The 15,034-nt window shown below is 36.2% G+C and carries 14 protein-coding genes; 6 read left to right on the forward strand and 8 right to left on the reverse strand.

The window, feature by feature from the left end; all coding sequences use genetic code 11:
- On the reverse strand, positions 1 to 732 hold a 732-nt coding region (locus QVB70_RS17485), incomplete at its 3' end, for a 2Fe-2S iron-sulfur cluster-binding protein (RefSeq protein ID WP_287588993.1).
- Between the two features lie 214 nt (positions 733 to 946).
- Here QVB70_RS17485 and QVB70_RS17490 point away from each other — a divergent pair.
- Positions 947 to 1,630, forward strand: a complete 684-nt coding sequence (locus QVB70_RS17490) for a vitamin B12 dependent-methionine synthase activation domain-containing protein (RefSeq protein WP_287588994.1) — start codon at positions 947 to 949, stop codon at positions 1,628 to 1,630.
- A gap of 106 nt (positions 1,631 to 1,736) precedes the next feature.
- Here QVB70_RS17490 and QVB70_RS17495 read toward each other — a convergent pair whose 3' ends face one another.
- Both QVB70_RS17495 and QVB70_RS17500 read right to left on the reverse strand, forming a co-directional pair.
- Positions 1,737 to 2,669, reverse strand: a complete 933-nt coding sequence (locus QVB70_RS17495; RefSeq protein ID WP_287588995.1) for an NAD(P)/FAD-dependent oxidoreductase — start codon at positions 2,667 to 2,669, stop codon at positions 1,737 to 1,739.
- A gap of 207 nt (positions 2,670 to 2,876) precedes the next feature.
- Entirely contained in the window at positions 2,877 to 3,707 is an 831-nt protein-coding gene (locus QVB70_RS17500) for a F420-dependent methylenetetrahydromethanopterin dehydrogenase (RefSeq protein ID WP_287588997.1), read from the reverse strand.
- A gap of 831 nt (positions 3,708 to 4,538) precedes the next feature.
- Between QVB70_RS17500 and QVB70_RS17505 the strand changes: the two genes are divergently transcribed.
- Positions 4,539 to 5,222: a vitamin B12 dependent-methionine synthase activation domain-containing protein gene (locus tag QVB70_RS17505; protein WP_287588999.1), complete on the forward strand. Its 684-nt coding sequence runs from the start codon at positions 4,539 to 4,541 to the stop codon at positions 5,220 to 5,222.
- Positions 5,223 to 5,669: 447 nt separating this feature from the next.
- Here the strand turns inward: QVB70_RS17505 and QVB70_RS17510 are convergent, their stop codons facing one another.
- Together QVB70_RS17510 and QVB70_RS17515 are read right to left on the reverse strand one after the other, a co-directional pair.
- Entirely contained in the window at positions 5,670 to 5,882 is a 213-nt protein-coding gene (locus tag QVB70_RS17510) for a hypothetical protein (protein ID WP_287589000.1), read from the reverse strand.
- 193 nt (positions 5,883 to 6,075) lie between these two features.
- Complete coding sequence (locus QVB70_RS17515) at positions 6,076 to 7,212, reverse strand: cobalamin-dependent protein (RefSeq protein WP_287589002.1); 1,137 nt, start codon at positions 7,210 to 7,212, stop codon at positions 6,076 to 6,078.
- 656 nt (positions 7,213 to 7,868) lie between these two features.
- Between QVB70_RS17515 and QVB70_RS17520 the strand changes: the two genes are divergently transcribed.
- The 4 genes from QVB70_RS17520 (at position 7,869) to thsB (ending at position 12,680) form a co-directional block, all read left to right on the forward strand.
- Positions 7,869 to 8,510, forward strand: a complete 642-nt coding sequence (locus QVB70_RS17520; protein WP_287589006.1) for a B12-binding domain-containing protein — start codon at positions 7,869 to 7,871, stop codon at positions 8,508 to 8,510.
- Positions 8,511 to 8,526: 16 nt separating this feature from the next.
- The gene (locus QVB70_RS17525; RefSeq protein ID WP_287589009.1) at positions 8,527 to 9,789 is read left to right on the forward strand and encodes a uroporphyrinogen decarboxylase family protein; all 1,263 of its coding nucleotides are present in this window, start codon (positions 8,527 to 8,529) and stop codon (positions 9,787 to 9,789) included.
- 128 nt (positions 9,790 to 9,917) lie between these two features.
- Positions 9,918 to 10,352 (forward strand): CBS domain-containing protein, encoded by a 435-nt coding sequence (locus tag QVB70_RS17530; protein ID WP_287589012.1) that lies wholly within the window; start codon positions 9,918 to 9,920, stop codon positions 10,350 to 10,352.
- A 600-nt stretch (positions 10,353 to 10,952) separates the two neighbouring features.
- Positions 10,953 to 12,680, forward strand: coding sequence for a thermosome subunit beta (thsB, locus tag QVB70_RS17535; protein WP_287589014.1), 1,728 nt, complete (start codon positions 10,953 to 10,955; stop codon positions 12,678 to 12,680).
- A 192-nt stretch (positions 12,681 to 12,872) separates the two neighbouring features.
- Here thsB and QVB70_RS17540 read toward each other — a convergent pair whose 3' ends face one another.
- The 3 genes from QVB70_RS17540 to QVB70_RS17550 form a co-directional block, all read right to left on the reverse strand.
- Positions 12,873 to 13,847, reverse strand: coding sequence for a hypothetical protein (locus QVB70_RS17540; protein WP_287589016.1), 975 nt, complete (start codon positions 13,845 to 13,847; stop codon positions 12,873 to 12,875).
- 182 nt (positions 13,848 to 14,029) lie between these two features.
- The gene (locus QVB70_RS17545) at positions 14,030 to 14,371 is read right to left on the reverse strand and encodes a hypothetical protein (protein ID WP_287589018.1); all 342 of its coding nucleotides are present in this window, start codon (positions 14,369 to 14,371) and stop codon (positions 14,030 to 14,032) included.
- A gap of 54 nt (positions 14,372 to 14,425) precedes the next feature.
- A complete protein-coding gene (locus tag QVB70_RS17550; RefSeq protein WP_287589020.1) occupies positions 14,426 to 14,746 on the reverse strand; it encodes a hypothetical protein in 321 nt (106 codons plus the stop codon).
- Positions 14,747 to 15,034 lie beyond the last annotated feature (288 nt).

Below are 15,034 nucleotides of genomic sequence, written 5' to 3' on the forward strand. Positions count from 1 at the left end.
GGATATTCTAGAGATAATATCTTCACCAAAAGTGACTTGTGGATTCGTCATCGACTCTATTCCGATGAGATTACCGGTATCGAGTTCGAGTAGGTAGACAACAACAGTCGTCGTGCCAATATCTATGGCTAATCCATAACTCTTTGAGGCGTTCTCAGGCTCTATATCAATGATTTCCTGATCATTCCATACAGTTACAGCAATTTTTCCCTTGTTTTCTCTTAGCAATTTAGGCAATCTTTTAACCAAAGGGAAATCGATGGTCAAGTTCTCCAAGCCATGAGTTTGTGCGAGAATCTTTGCAAGTCTTTCTTGGTCTGCCAAAAGATCCTCTAATGATGGTAAAGGTATGGTTAAGAAATATTTTTTAACAGTCGGATCTATGGTGAAATCAGTCTTTCGACCTTCAGTCAGAATTACTTGTTCTCTACGTCGACTTTCTTCGGGAACAGTGACTTCTACGTCCCCGATAGCCTTTGTCATACAGGCAAGGCGATAGTGTTGTGAGATTTCTTGTTCTGTTAAAATCTGCTTTTCGATATCAGTTAAATCAGAAATATTCTCAATTCCCTTATTAATAAAAACCATGCATTTTCCGCAGGAGCCTTTACCTCCGCATAACGATTCAATGGGTTCACCAAGTTCTAATGCTGCAGTTAGAAGATTTGTTTCGCAGGGAAACGTCCCTCGACGCCCACTAGGCTGTAAAACGATTTTGCAGTATTTTGGCAATACAGGTCCCTCAATTTTAAATGACTCTTGATTTAAATGCCTCATCTCAGATGTCGTTCATCATCATTATTTAAAGTTTTACTAATCTTTTTGGTTTTGATATATTCCTAAATGAATTGATCAACCTCAACTGTTATATCGAAATTGTTATATGTCACTGGCAATATATCATCTACAATGAATTGAGTTTATGTAAATTAAGGAGAGCGTTGCCATGGAAGTAATCGATCCTATCCCTTTCGAATTGGATGTTGATGATTTACTGGAAACACTAGGTAAAAGAAGGATAAGAGAAAAAGATGTTGTACCGCTTATAGATGAATGTATAGAACTAATTGAGCCAAAAGCTGTTTACAAGTTCGTGCAAGTAACCAAGGTTAATAATTCCGAGATCCAAGTAGACAATGGATACAGTATAAAGAGTATAATCCTTGGAGACTCAGTAGAAAATGATCAAACAATTGTTCCTCATGTTGTTACAATAGGATCTCAACTTGAAACATATACATCAAAAGAGTCAAAGATTAATATCCTTAAAGCATTCGTTATGGAACAGATAGCAGATTATGTTTTAGATAAGGCAAGGCTTTATATAAGCTCTCTAGCTAAGGAAAAACTAGGGAACGATATAAACAATTTTTCACCAGGAACAGGTACAGGTAGACTCTTTAATATCAATCAGCAAGAAGTATTATTTAAGATCATAGATCCAAATACAATCGGAGTCCGTCTTACGCCAACTTATTTAATGTTGCCCAAAAAATCAATCTCAGGAGTTTTTGCTGCAACTCCTAATGATTATGTGACGTGTGAATACTGCCCTCGTAAGTGTGAACATAGAAGGAAAGAGTACAGCGGCGAGTATATTGGTCACCAATGTGAACAAGATACCTATTGAGCTCGAAATGATTTCTTTGTTCAGTTTTCATTAATGATAAAAGCACCTTTAACGAAATCAAGTATTGTTTGTGAAATAGGAAGCCAGTATCTAGTAGTAGTTTCGTTCAAGAGCCATTCCATCCCCCTTTTATATACTGATAGGCATGGATAGCGGCATTAACACCTTCACCAACTACTATCGCTAACTGAGCTTCACTTCCAGTATTATCTCCTGCAGCATAAATTCCTAGTATATTTGTTTCATTCTTTTTATTGACAATAATGTATCCACGCTCGTCAAGTTCAATACCCGCTTTTTTGGATAAGTCGTTAGTTGGCAGGCTCCCGATATGGATAAAAACGCCATCCAGCTCCATTTTTGTTTCTTCACTTGTATTGATGTTTTTCAGTTTCGCACCAGTAACGCTTTCATCATCGCCAAAGATTTCTGTAACTATAGTATCCCAGATAATCTCGACACCAAGACGCTCTAAATCCTTTTGCAATGATTCTTTAGCACGTAATTGATCTCTTCTATGGACTAAACGCACATTAACGTCAATTTCTTTAAGATATCTTGTATAAGTTGCAGCGACATCTCCTCCCCCAACTGTTATGACCTTCTTTTTTTTATAAAGTTGGCCATCACACGTTGCACAATAACTCACGCCTTTTCCTGTATATTCTTTCTCACCAGGAATACCTAATCTTCTGTAATTTGATCCTGTTGTAAGAATTACAACCTTAGCTTCGTATTCTCCCATCTCACTAACTACCTTTTTTATTGGTTGCGAGAGATCTAAATCACGAATCTCTTCAAATTCAAAGATTTTTGCACCGGCATTCTCTACTTGCTTCACCATTATCTCTGATAGATCTTGTCCTGATATCATTTCATATCCAGGGTAGTTTTCAACAACATCCGTGAGGTTTATCTGACCACCAGGAAGTTGTTTATCAAATATCGCAGTGCTTAATCCAAAACGCCCAGCGTATATCCCAGCAGCTAGACCAGCACACCCCGCACCTATGATGATAATGTCAAATTTTTCTATCATACTAATCCCTTAGAGTAAAAACTACTTGTCGTCTATGTCACTTTAGTCATTCTATAATACTCAGAACTCCTATAAAAGTGCTTAGTTAACTTATTTTTTCGTTAAAAGATCTAACACATTTCTATGATCATTTGAGATTCTACTAACTTCTAAAACGTTTATTAACAAAGAAATAAGCGATTGGTTTGAAGTTACATCGCTCTCGATTTAAATGACAGATAAATCTTCATAGAGACTTGTCTTTTTCAATATTTGTCCAAATCGATCATGGGGATCTCTTAAAATAGAATCATTGATTTTTTCAATATTCCTTGCTGTTTGCGCCAGGTCTGCAGCGGACTCCGCCAATTCATGTGCACTAATTACACAGGGGATGTATTCATCTTTCTTCTTAAGAACAAAACAACCTTGGTAATTTAACTTGTGGACTAGGATATTCATTTCGTAGGCGGCTTTTGCTTTTGCATGAGCGTAGGGATTTTTGATACCAGCATATTGCAGTGCAAGATCAGAACTCACTATTATTTTAGGGAGATGGATTCCTTTATCTTTCAGACTAGTGATTACTTTATTCAATTCATGTTGCAATAAACGGATTGTTCCCGAGACTGAAAGCACTTTCAATATATTAGCATTAAATAATACCATTTCTGTAGAATCAAGTATTGCTCTTTTAGCCCCAAGTAACGGATCGCCTTCCAAAATAATATAACCGATATTGAATGAATCTAGTATTTCAGTAATCTTGAGGTCTTTTGCATCTCCTATCAAAATAATTGGCATATTTAATTCTTTTAAGATATTTGCAGTTTCTATATTCCGTTTTGAGGAAATATTTGGTCCTACAAAAATTAGTAAATCGGGATCAATGGCAACAGCAATTTCTACAACCTCTTTAATATACTCTAATTGCATTTTTGAGCCAGTGCCAAAGGTTCTAATCATGATGTCTTCTCTATGAGCTCGTTCATCTAAAATAATATCAATAACTGTTGACGTAGCGATATTACCCGCTTTAACGATGGAGATTTTTATCAAATGTAATATCACCTTCTTGTGAGATAATATTTCTAATAATTGTGCTCTTCAAATATCACAAGTTTTTCAGACTTATATAAAACTTCTAGTACATTAATAAAAAATTTGTAGAGATGTAATATTAAGGTTTATGGATATAAAATTTTCCTGAGTAAACTACAAATCGAATGAATATGAACGAAATCTTAAAACGTAAGTTTTTGCAATATGTTGATTTTTATTGTCTTTTTTATCCTCTAGTATCACCCATTTTGTTCTATATCTCTCTTTTATAATCTTCAAATTTATTATCGATGCCCCTCGCTTCGACTTCGACGCAGAAAACATACTAAATTGTAACTTATTTCAGAAGGATTTGATTGCTGAATGTTGTACAATAAGACTTTTATACAGCAATGAAGTGGTCGCACCTAAGGTAGGCATATCCCTCCAATGGATTTTGATAAAGTCTATCTCTCCTTTACATGATCCTGGGTGTGCCTACCTTCATTATTCAAAATAAGTACCTATTTTTTCTTATGAGACACCTCAAGAAAGCCACGAGCTTGAGTCTGTGGATGAATTCTCAGAAATTCTTCTCGTTGCAATTAGAAGAGAAGAAAGCAAATCTTACTAATTTGAGAAGCCTATTGGATAATGCGCTAGAGACTATCGACAAAGTGAGTATGGTGTCCCTCAAGTCTCTTGCAAAAGGATGTGACATTGTTATAAAGTTTTATCGGGTATTGAAAACGGACTCCTTTTATTTAGACCCGATATTCTTATATTACTTCCAGGGATACAGAACTTCCGCCACAAACTCACAATTGCTTTAATTAAGGAGGCGTTTTCGTGGAAGTAATTGATTTCATACCTATTGATTTAGATGCTAGGGACTTAATACGAACTCTAAAAAACAGAAGAATGAAGGAGACGAAAGTAGTACCGCTTATAGAGGACTGCCGTCGATTGATTGAACCTACGACAGTATACACCTTATTAAAAGTGACTAGTATTAAGAAGGATGAAATCCAATTAGAAAGCGAATACATTCTAAAGAGTTCGATCCTTGGTGAAGTATTAAAAGTTAATCAAACAGTAGTTCCCTATATAGTTACAATTGGACCAGGACTGGAAAAAAAAGCTTCAGAAGAAACTAAAAGTAGCATACTTCGAGGATTTATCATGGAGTGTATAGCAGATTACGCAGTAGAGAAAGCAGCTGCCTACGTCAGATCTTTAATGAAAGAAAAATTGGGAAGCACAATATCCAACTTTACTCCGGGATCTGGAACAGGTAAACTCTTTGATATCAAGCAACAAGAGGTTATTTTTCAGATTTTGAATCCGACTGGGACTATAGGGGTTCATCTTACGCCCAGTTTTTTAATGATACCTAGAAAATCACTTTCAGGCATTTTCGCGGCCACACCAGAAGAATACTTTGCCTGCCAATATTGTCCAAGAACTTGTGAATACCGAAAGAAATCTTTTAGCGGTGAATCTCTTACCCAACACTGCGAATATAATATTTGATGAATCATAAGCAATTTTTTGCCCCTTTGCTCTGTTATCAGGAGATATGTTCATTTCCAGCCAAAGGTCAAAGCTGGCATTGATATAATCACGATTCATCACATTTTGCTTTAAAAACTTCAATTTTTTTGAATAATTTTTATCTCTCGTTGAAACCAGCAAAATTCTCTATATTCACTATGCGATCATCTTCGTATCGCTTCCAAGGGTATCTGGAGAATTTTCTCTATCAAGGCAATCTTGCTTCGTTTAAACTGTTTAAGAAATGAGTAAATGCATGTTTTTGATTTTAGAGGTCTTTAGTTTAGATATCACTCAACTATCCTTACGCACATATTATTTCTTTTTGAACTGTCACAGTCTAAAGGCGAGTAGATACCTCCTTCAGCGAAAACTGCCCAGGTAGAAGGGGTCTATATCCTATCATTCAGCCACATTGTAAATTGCCTAATAGACGCTGGAACTAATTAGATGATTAATAAAATAAGCCCACACGAAACTCGATTTGATTTTTTTTGGCGATTTACTTTTTAACTTATGCGGCGGGAAGTCCCCTTCCGACTGGGGTGGAGGCATATCCTCCCATAAGCGACCAGTCAGCGTAGTGACAGGGGTAAGCGTGAGGAAGCCCGTGCATGAGGTCGCTATCCAGCATCGCAAGAAATTCCCCTGAATAAGGGGCAGGATAGTGATTGAGCAGCGTGTGCAACCTGGTAAGTTTCCGTAAGCCCATAGAAGTAGACGAAACATCGCTTCCCGTGAGGGAACGAGACCACGATGGAAAGCTGTAAGCCCCAGCCGAACGGCTGGGGAGGATGTCACTTACTCTTGCCAAGAATATTCTAAGTGTGTGTTAATTCTCAAGCGATGATAATTGACTTGTTATCATTATTACTTTTTTGCCTTTTTGAGTAACTGAGTATTTTCCTCGGTTCTTCTTTTGTTCAATTAATCCTTCGTTTTTTAATTTTCCCACGTGAAATTGAAGATGACCGCCTTTAACTGATATGACTTCTTCGATTTCGGAAAAATGTAAAGGTTTTTGCCATAGAGCCATAAGAACCCTTAAGCGAACTTTGTTGGACAAACTTGATAATATTTTGTAAACCTTTTCTTCTGAAAACGTTATATTTTTGACATTTATGAACTTCTGCGAAATTAAAAGGCGACTTTTATCAACATTCACTTCTCTACTAGTTGTCTTCCCAATAATATCTTGAAACTGTTTGACTTGATCAGCTAATTGTTCAATCATTTTTCTGTTTTCTTCCATTTTAAGTAATAATTTGTGATTTTTTTCTGGTGTAATTTTCTTTTGGTTATTAACCAAGCCCTCAAGCAGTTCAACTGTCTCAAAAGCGTCTTTCGCATATCCATCTGCACCAATCGTTTTGGCATAATCTTTTGAGACCGCAGCCCCACCGATGAGAAAAATAATTTTATCTCTAAGTCCCACCTTTTCTAATTCTTCTAAAATCTTTTTTTGAGAATTTCTAGTGCTTGACATAAATGAAGAGGCCCCTATAATATTCGCCTTTTCTTCTACTGCCTTTTCGACGAATATCTGAGGTGGTACGTTCTGTCCGAGATCTATAACTTCAAAACCATTAGCTTGAAGCATGGCTGCAACGACATTTTTGCCGATATCATGAGTGTCACCTTCTACAGTTCCTAGGATAACTTTTCCTTTTTTTATTTGTAAAAAACTAGAGGGGTCGCGCACGTTATTTGTTATAATACTAAGTGCTTCTTTGAGTGATTCCCCCGCTAGTATCAAATCTGGCAGCTCACATTCTCCTGTTTCGTACATATCTGCAACTCTTTTAATGCCTTCAATAAGAACGGTCATAATAGAGTCAAATGGATTTGGAATGTTCGAATTCAATACGTTTAATATATATTTACCGATTATAATATCGTTGCCATCAATTACTGCTAGTTTTACCTTTTCTAAAAGGTCTTCCTTAATTTTGAGTATCGATACGTCCATTGCAATCACTCTATAGATAATGCGAATAATAGTTTCCGCTATATAATCTCGTTTTCAAATATTATATTAGGGAAATACAAACTAATTATAATAAAAATCTAATCCATATTTATAAGTATTAAGGTAAGTACATTTTTAAAATGTTTGAATTCACGATTCCATTAATCCTTTAAAGAGTGAAATTGGTTGATTTGCAGGAGCTCAAATAAAATATGCAACTGACAAAGGATCCTTCTTGTTATGCCAGTTTCACATGCAGAATGTAACCTGTGACTTCTTTCCGTTAATATTGGCATTCTTATATTTTTACACTACGCGGAGCTTATAAACTAATTGTAAGAAAATTATTCTTTATTAAAATACCCTGAAGGGCTCGCCCGAATGAATATCGATCCGATGTAGAATACCGACTTCATAGTACGATTTTTTCGTAAAAAGGAAACACCAGGATTGGATGTATTAAATTGTTATTTGAAAAAAGCATATTCATAATTATAATAAATTATATCATAAATACAAAAAAATTATTATTAAGTAATAAACTTTTTATATTAAAACTATAATAATAATTCGCTATAACTTAAATGGACTTCTTGAAAATAGAGGTTCATCCAAAAAATATGTAAAATGGATCAAAACTAGGAGAGATAGAAAAAATGTCTACTTTAAAGGACTTAGAAAACGCTATTCTTGAGGGCGAAGATGACGATGCAGAAGCGCTGACAAAACGTGCGGTTAATGAAGGTGCAAAGCCAATGGAAGTCATCGATGCGATGAAAAATGGCTTGACAGTTGCAGGGAAAAGACTTGAGCAAAAAGAGTACTTCATTGCTGATCTAATGATGGTTGGTGAAGCTGCGAAAAAATCCCTGAATATTGTCCTTCCTGAATTGGAAAAAAGTGGTAACGCAGATTTTATTGCGACGATAGTTCTTGGAGTTGTTAGAGGAGATGTTCATGACATCGGAAAAAACCTTGTTGGTGCATTTCTGAGAGGTGCTGGATTTAAAGTCATTGATTTGGGCTCAGATGTCTATCCTGAAAAATTCGTTGAGGCAATAAAGAAATACAACCCAGAGTTAATTGGGGCTTCCGCCTATTCTACATCAACAGCTGATATAGAGCTTCCAGCAATTGAGAAGGCACTTACTGAGGCTGGTGTTAGGGACAAAGTAAAATATATAATCGGTGGTGCTGGCGCATATCGTGATATGTTAATTCAATACAATGCGGACGGATTCGGCAGAGATGCAGCTGATGCTGTACGCGAGTGTAAAAGACTAATAGGAGCAGTTTAATAGAGGTGTATAAAAAATGGGTTTTGGAGAAACTATATTTGGTGAGAAAGTATACGAGGAAAAGACAGAGCCAGAAATGGAAAAGAGAATCCAAGAACACACAGAAAAAATCAAGGCTAGAATTGATAAATATCCTGAGACACCTGCTGAAGCCATAGCAAGACTTGCAACCTATAAAGAACCTAAATGGCGAATACCTGGGCCTACTGGGCTTATGGAAACGTTTGCCTCACACCACTCAAAAATTCCTTTACTTGAGTGCTGCTATAGCTATAAAAAACTCGTGGCGAGTCAATATTGGGTTGTAGACAAGCTGGAACATGAGTTTCCACAGGCTGACTTTGATGTATACAACATCGAGCCTGAAGTACTAGGGTGCAAACTCCTCCGTCCAACAACGTCGTACCCCTGTGTAGCACCAGATGGAGAAATAATCAAAGAGAAGGCAGATTTTGACAAATTAAGAGTACCCGACTTAAGTACAGAGGGCAGAGGACCATTTTTTGCTGGTATAATGAAGACAATATTTGAGACCTTACCCGGTCGTCTTACACCCTTCTACTTCCAAGCTACCCCTTGGGACATCGCATTTAAGACTATGGGATTCACAAGACTTATTAAATGGGCACGCAGAGATCCTGAATTCTTGTGGAAAGTCTTAGACTTATACGTGGATTTAGCGACCGACTATGGTAAGTTTCAATACGAAGAAGTTGTAAAGCCCCATGCACCAACACTATTTCCTTTCATGTGGGCTGCCGCATGCGACGTTCCGCTGATCGGTACAAAGAACTGGGAAGAATTCGCAATGCCAGCTGCTATGAAGGTCATAAAGAGAACACCCTATAACAACTGGGGCGTATTCAGATTTTACGAAGCTGTTGATGACTGGAAAAACTTTTGGCAACATTACATGGATAATAGTGGATTCATTGTGTTCATGTATGGGATGGATACACGAATAGCTGACTTAGCTGCTGCAAAAAAAATATCTGCGAAAAACAAGAAACTCTGGGTTGTCGGAACCGATGCTGAAACCATCAATTATGCTGCCTTGGAGATCTTAGATGAACGAGTAAGAAGACATATAAGAGATACAGCACCAGGAGGAGGCTCTGTACCTGTCAAACTGGACACGGTTTCACCTGCATGTACAATGCAAAGATTCAAATACCTTATCAGAAAGGTAAAAGAATACGGTACATTTCCAATTGATTTAGAGGCGCTTCAACCCACGGAAAGCACAGCAGAAATAAAAAGAATTGCAAAGCCCTTCTAGCGACTTTGACAATTCCCCTCAACCTTTTTTATTTTTTAAAGGAATTGATAATTCTTTTTCCGGCATTCACAGCAAAAAATAATCGGATCTAATTTGATTAGGAAGAACCTAAAAACATGGTGAAGAAAATGAGTGAAGAAATTAATAAGATCGCTCCCTTAGCGATTGATATGGTTATAGATATTGTTACATGTGATCTGGAAGATAACTTAACAAAAGTTGCTGAATTAATGATCAGCCATCAGGTTGATAGCATTCTTGTTATAAACTCGAACAAGCCTGTTGGTATTATTACCGAAGGAGTAATTGTCAAATTAATCTCGGAAGGCAAGAATCCTTGCGAATTTATAGCAAAAGATGTGATGGTGTCGTCCATATATTCCGTATTCTCAAATGATAGAGTCTTTGATATTGCGTCCCAATTCGAGAGGACTACGATAAACAGGCTTTGTGTGGTTGATGACGATGGTAATTTAATCGGCATTATTTCCAAAAAATCTTTTGATGAATTTCAGAATTGTTTACTTTCATTTAAAAAAAGAAGAAAAAAAAGTAAATCGTAGTATATGCATGTACAATCACACTAAGCCTTGCAAAGAGACGATCCCTACAAAATTCCTCTTGAGTTATTGGCGTATTCGTTCGAGTAAAAAACTTTATAACATTTGATAGTAGACAATTACCACCTCGGATTGCTCTTTGCTCAAATGAACCTATCAATGAATGTACATATCCTCAAAATTAAAAGGGAGGATCAAAACAGTTTTGAACTCTGGTGTTTGCCAACGCATAAGTATATATATATGCTGCCTCTCCAGCTCTTCGAGAATAACTCCTCGTTTCATTCCCAGACTTGTATCTCTATATATTGTGAATTTATAGAATCTTTTTGAAATTTGCTTAAAGCCAAAGTGAGTTAATCCTTTATTTGCAAATCAAAGGAAAGTGCAATCTATGGCTTAGTTCCAAGTAAATTATTTACAAACATGTAAAATGACGTCTTAAATACATTCTTAAAATCTTTCAAAAATGTGATTTTGCACAAAAAGGTATATGGAGTCATTAGCAAAGTGATTTCTGAAATAATATAAGTAAAAGAACTGGATTCATTGATCGGTATGATAATCATTAAGTTTCGAGTAAGAATAGCATAGGTGAGAGAGATGTCAAACATAGATGCTGCACTAATGACTTCTCCACTGATTAGAGAAGGTATAAGTCAGTTAAATGGCTCAGAGTTAGTAAAGAGTAATATTTTGATCGCAAAGATAATTAGAGCTATTCTACAGAAAAGTCTTGGTCCTAGCGGTTCGAAGAAGTTCCTTGTAGATAGTCTCAAATACTTCATTATCTCTTGTGATGGGGCAACGATACTTAAAAGAATGAGCATATGGCATCCTGTAGCAAAGATTCTGATCCATTTGGCAACCGCTCAAAAGGATACAACGGGTGATGGCTCTATTTCGTCCGTTGTATTAGCAAGCGAGTTTCTAGAACGCGCAGAGAGACTATTAGACGATAAGATACATCCTTCAATTATTATTCATGGATACAAGGAGGCATTAAAGAAAGCACTTAGGATTCTGGACGAGATTGCAGTAGAAATAGAGTCTGCTGATAGAAAGATTCTCAAAAAAGTAGTCTATACCATCATGTCTACCAAACTGGGTGCAAAGGCTAGTTTAGTATTAACAGATATCGTTCTTGATGTTATTGAACGAATCAAGGAAAAAAGAGACAACAACTGGATTGCTAATATTGATCTGGTTCATATCGTTAAAAAACCTGGTAAGACCGTTAACGATTCAATTTTTGTACGCGGAATGGTTATGGATGAACAATTGATTCATCCACAAATGCCGAAGCACGTCAAAAATCCGAAGATTGCAGTTCTTACTCATCCTTTAGAGATAGAAAAACTTGAACATCACCCTCCTACAGTTCAGGGAAAGATTGAAATAAATAATCCAGAATTAATCAAACCTTTCATAGATAAGAAGGCACAGATCTTAAAAGATTGGGTAAATAAGATAAAGGCAGCAGGTGCAAACGTTGTTTTCTGTGAAAAACGTATTGATGATTTGGCGGCATATTTTCTGGCCAGAGCTGGAATTATGGCTGTAACACTATATCGATGGGCTGCAAAGCAAAAATTTATACTAAGGGTTGCCAAGGCTTGTAATGCAAATATAGTTAGAGATCTTGACGACTTAAAGGAAGAGGATTTAGGATCAGCCAATTTGGTTGAGGAGAGAAAAGTTGGTGATAATAAAATTGTTGTTATTGAGGGATGCAAAACCCCGCAATCAGTGTGTATATTAATACGTGGCATTTCGAAAGAAATAATGGAGGATGTCGAAAAAACAGTGCTTGATGTTCTTTACGCTACAGCAAATCTTTTCAAATGTAATAAGATAGTTGCTGGCGGCGGGGCTGTTGAGGTAGAATTGAAAAAACGACTGACAGAGTTTTCACGAGAATTTCACGGTAAGGAACAATTTGCTGTAAAAGCCTTTGCAGATGCTCTGCTTTGCATTCCAAGAGCGTTGGTGACAAATACAGGGTTGAATTCATTAGATATTCTACCTTTCCTCATTGCGGAACATCAACAGTCTGCCAATATGTGGTATGGATATAATGCGTTAGGTAAGAAAATTGATAATATGATGAACGCTGGTATCATTATGCCATTGGCAGTTACTAAAGCAATATTCAAAGGAGCGTGTGAGACAGCTATATCGATTTTGAGGATTGACGATATGCTCAATTTAAAAAAGGAAAAGAAAGAAGAGATCCCCCCCGATGCCATAGGGCGACAATTGCCTGGCTTTTTGTCTGCGAGCCATTTGCCACAGTATAAAGATCACGAGAAAAAATATACAGTCTTCTAAAAGACACGTCATTATAAAAGATTTTTCATCTCAAAAGAGGTTTTTCATCATCCAAAATGTCTACTCAATAAACTATACTTAATTCTTTCCCGCATCATCTCTTTCAATTCGTAAGATGAACCATAGATGTCGTATCAAGTCGTGCATATTGAATAGACATTCTCCCTCGATATCGTCCTATATGTTCTTATTTTAATTTTCAGCGTGCAAGTATTTCGGAGGTACTGTTTTGTCAGGAGTATCAAAAAAATCTTGTAAGGCAGGTGTTATTATCTTTGGTTCAACTCCGTATAACTTTGCATTATAAGCTATTATAGCATCAATCATGGCAACTGATGGAAAAATTTTTGCGGCTCTTTTCAAAGAACCGTAATGTATATAATCTGATCCCATGAGTTTTGAGAAAACTGCGGCGTTTGCGCCACAAATACTGGTTATTTGCGCATATAGTTCTTTGGCCTCTTTCGTTTTCCCCCATACACCGACTACACCCACCGGAGCTGTACCACTCGGCAAACCAAACTCATTTTTTAACATGTAGACAGTTTCTCCACCGATACCAATGCTCGGTACATCGTAGATGTTTGCAAAGAGGAGGGGTTTTTTTATTCCTGCCTTTATTACCATATCTACAAGTCCTTCTCCATTGAGTCCCTCTCTCATAATCTTCATCATTCCTTTAGACCACGGGTTTTGAGGGTTAAATGCTTGAACTAGTACAGCATCTATTTTTGATTGTTCTAGCACTTCAATTTCACTTTTTTCTACCTTGAAATTTATAGAAGCGTAGATTGTCCTATTTTGGAGACCTTTTTCATTTACGTACTTGGCACCATGTAGCCTGACTGGGATATTAGTGCTATTTATAAAAAAGGGTGCCTCTGTTACTTCCGAAACAAAGTCTATGAATTTTTCAATTGAACGATTACTAATTGCTTCTATATCTATCACGTAGGGATTTCCTGTCTTCATGGATATGGTATCTACCTTATTGATTATTCGTAGTGCTTCTTTCTTCTTAAAAATACCTTGATGTTGGTTCTCAACAATTCTATCTTTATAATAGAATATGCTTCCAACTAATACGGTAGGCAATTCTCCAGGTTGCCCTCCGATCTCAACATTACCAATTCTAAATATTTCTTGTGGCTTTTCAAATTTTAACAATATATCTCCCTTCTATTCGATATGAGTATGTATTTATCTTATTAAAGAAAATCTTATTGAAAAATTCCTCTCGATCATTGAGTTTCCTTCTTGATCTTGCTTTCTAAACTATTTTACATACCTCACAAAGTCGATTTGCGTGAAGACGCATTCTAGAAATGTTTAACAATGAAAGACAGGTCTTAAATACTATAGTCAGCTTCGAAGGATGGTATAAAATGTGCACTGAATTTTGTGTTACATTCGCAACATTGGCGATATATTATAAAATTTCCACCCTTTGTGAGTGTCGGCGGACGATTATGATCCTCTTTTGTGTTTAGTGACCCGCAGCTTGGGCAGGCATCATTCAGTATTACTTTTGCATTATAAATTAGTCCTAATTGGTATTCTGTTATTTTCTCTTCCAAGATCTTTTTTAGAGGGCGTATTTCTTTTCTCCCTTCTAATAGGTTTTTGAATATTTCGATTTCTTCTTTTGAGAAAATTACTTTTATTTTCAATGATTCCCTTAGACTATTCATAACAAGTGCTCCATTTATTTTTTTATTCATTAGGACCAAGTACTGTTTCTTTGCTTACCATGAGGGGGGATCTGTTTCAAAAGGATTCCAAATAATACTGAATTTGTTACTGCAATTTTTACATTTTAAAAATATTATATTTTTTCCATTTCCATCGTCAATCGAGTTCCAATCCATATCTTGTGTGGTCTCAATTGAGCCGCACTTTGGACAAATTTCACTTAGTTTGTGGTGTGCACTAAAAACCAGACCTATTTTATAATCACGAAATTTTTCCTCTAAAATTTCTTTTGTTGGACGCTTATCTTTTTTACTCGTTAGTAACTTTTTTACTAATTTGAGTTCTTCATCTGAAAACTCTATGGCAATTTCCATAACTTCCACCTTTAGATCTCTTATAAGGTTTTTTCTCATCATGCAGTTGTTGCATTAACGATTCATAAACTTTTTGTGGATCATATACAATTAATAAACTTACGTAATTAAGATACTACGATTCAAGTAATGTAGACTCACTTTTTGTCACTTTCAGCTATAAATACTGTGTTCATGGCCTTTTTTTCATTTTAGAACTGCGGAACTTTAATTTCAAAAATTTCCATATCCCAGGTTTTTTAACGAATTTATCATGAATTCCTACAAAGACAACTTATATAAATCTAT

Origin of the sequence: Candidatus Borrarchaeum sp. (assembly GCF_019058535.1) — an archaeon.
Taxonomy (GTDB): domain Archaea; phylum Asgardarchaeota; class Sifarchaeia; order Borrarchaeales; family Borrarchaeaceae; genus Borrarchaeum; species Borrarchaeum weybense.

Bases quoted from the DNA above. Each gene is read 5' to 3' on its own strand.
- QVB70_RS17520 (WP_287589006.1), top strand. From the start codon at position 7,869: ATGTCTACTTTAAAGGACTTAGAAAACGCTATTCTTGAGGGCGAAGAT.
- QVB70_RS17515 (WP_287589002.1), bottom strand. From the start codon at position 7,212: ATGGACGTATCGATACTCAAAATTAAGGAAGACCTTTTAGAAAAGGTA.
- QVB70_RS17530 (WP_287589012.1), top strand. From the start codon at position 9,918: ATGAGTGAAGAAATTAATAAGATCGCTCCCTTAGCGATTGATATGGTT.
- QVB70_RS17545 (WP_287589018.1), bottom strand. From the start codon at position 14,371: ATGAATAGTCTAAGGGAATCATTGAAAATAAAAGTAATTTTCTCAAAA.
- QVB70_RS17550 (WP_287589020.1), bottom strand. From the start codon at position 14,746: ATGGAAATTGCCATAGAGTTTTCAGATGAAGAACTCAAATTAGTAAAA.
- QVB70_RS17525 (WP_287589009.1), top strand. From the start codon at position 8,527: ATGGGTTTTGGAGAAACTATATTTGGTGAGAAAGTATACGAGGAAAAG.
- QVB70_RS17495 (WP_287588995.1), bottom strand. From the start codon at position 2,669: ATGATAGAAAAATTTGACATTATCATCATAGGTGCGGGGTGTGCTGGT.
- QVB70_RS17490 (WP_287588994.1), top strand. From the start codon at position 947: ATGGAAGTAATCGATCCTATCCCTTTCGAATTGGATGTTGATGATTTA.
- thsB (WP_287589014.1), top strand. From the start codon at position 10,953: ATGTCAAACATAGATGCTGCACTAATGACTTCTCCACTGATTAGAGAA.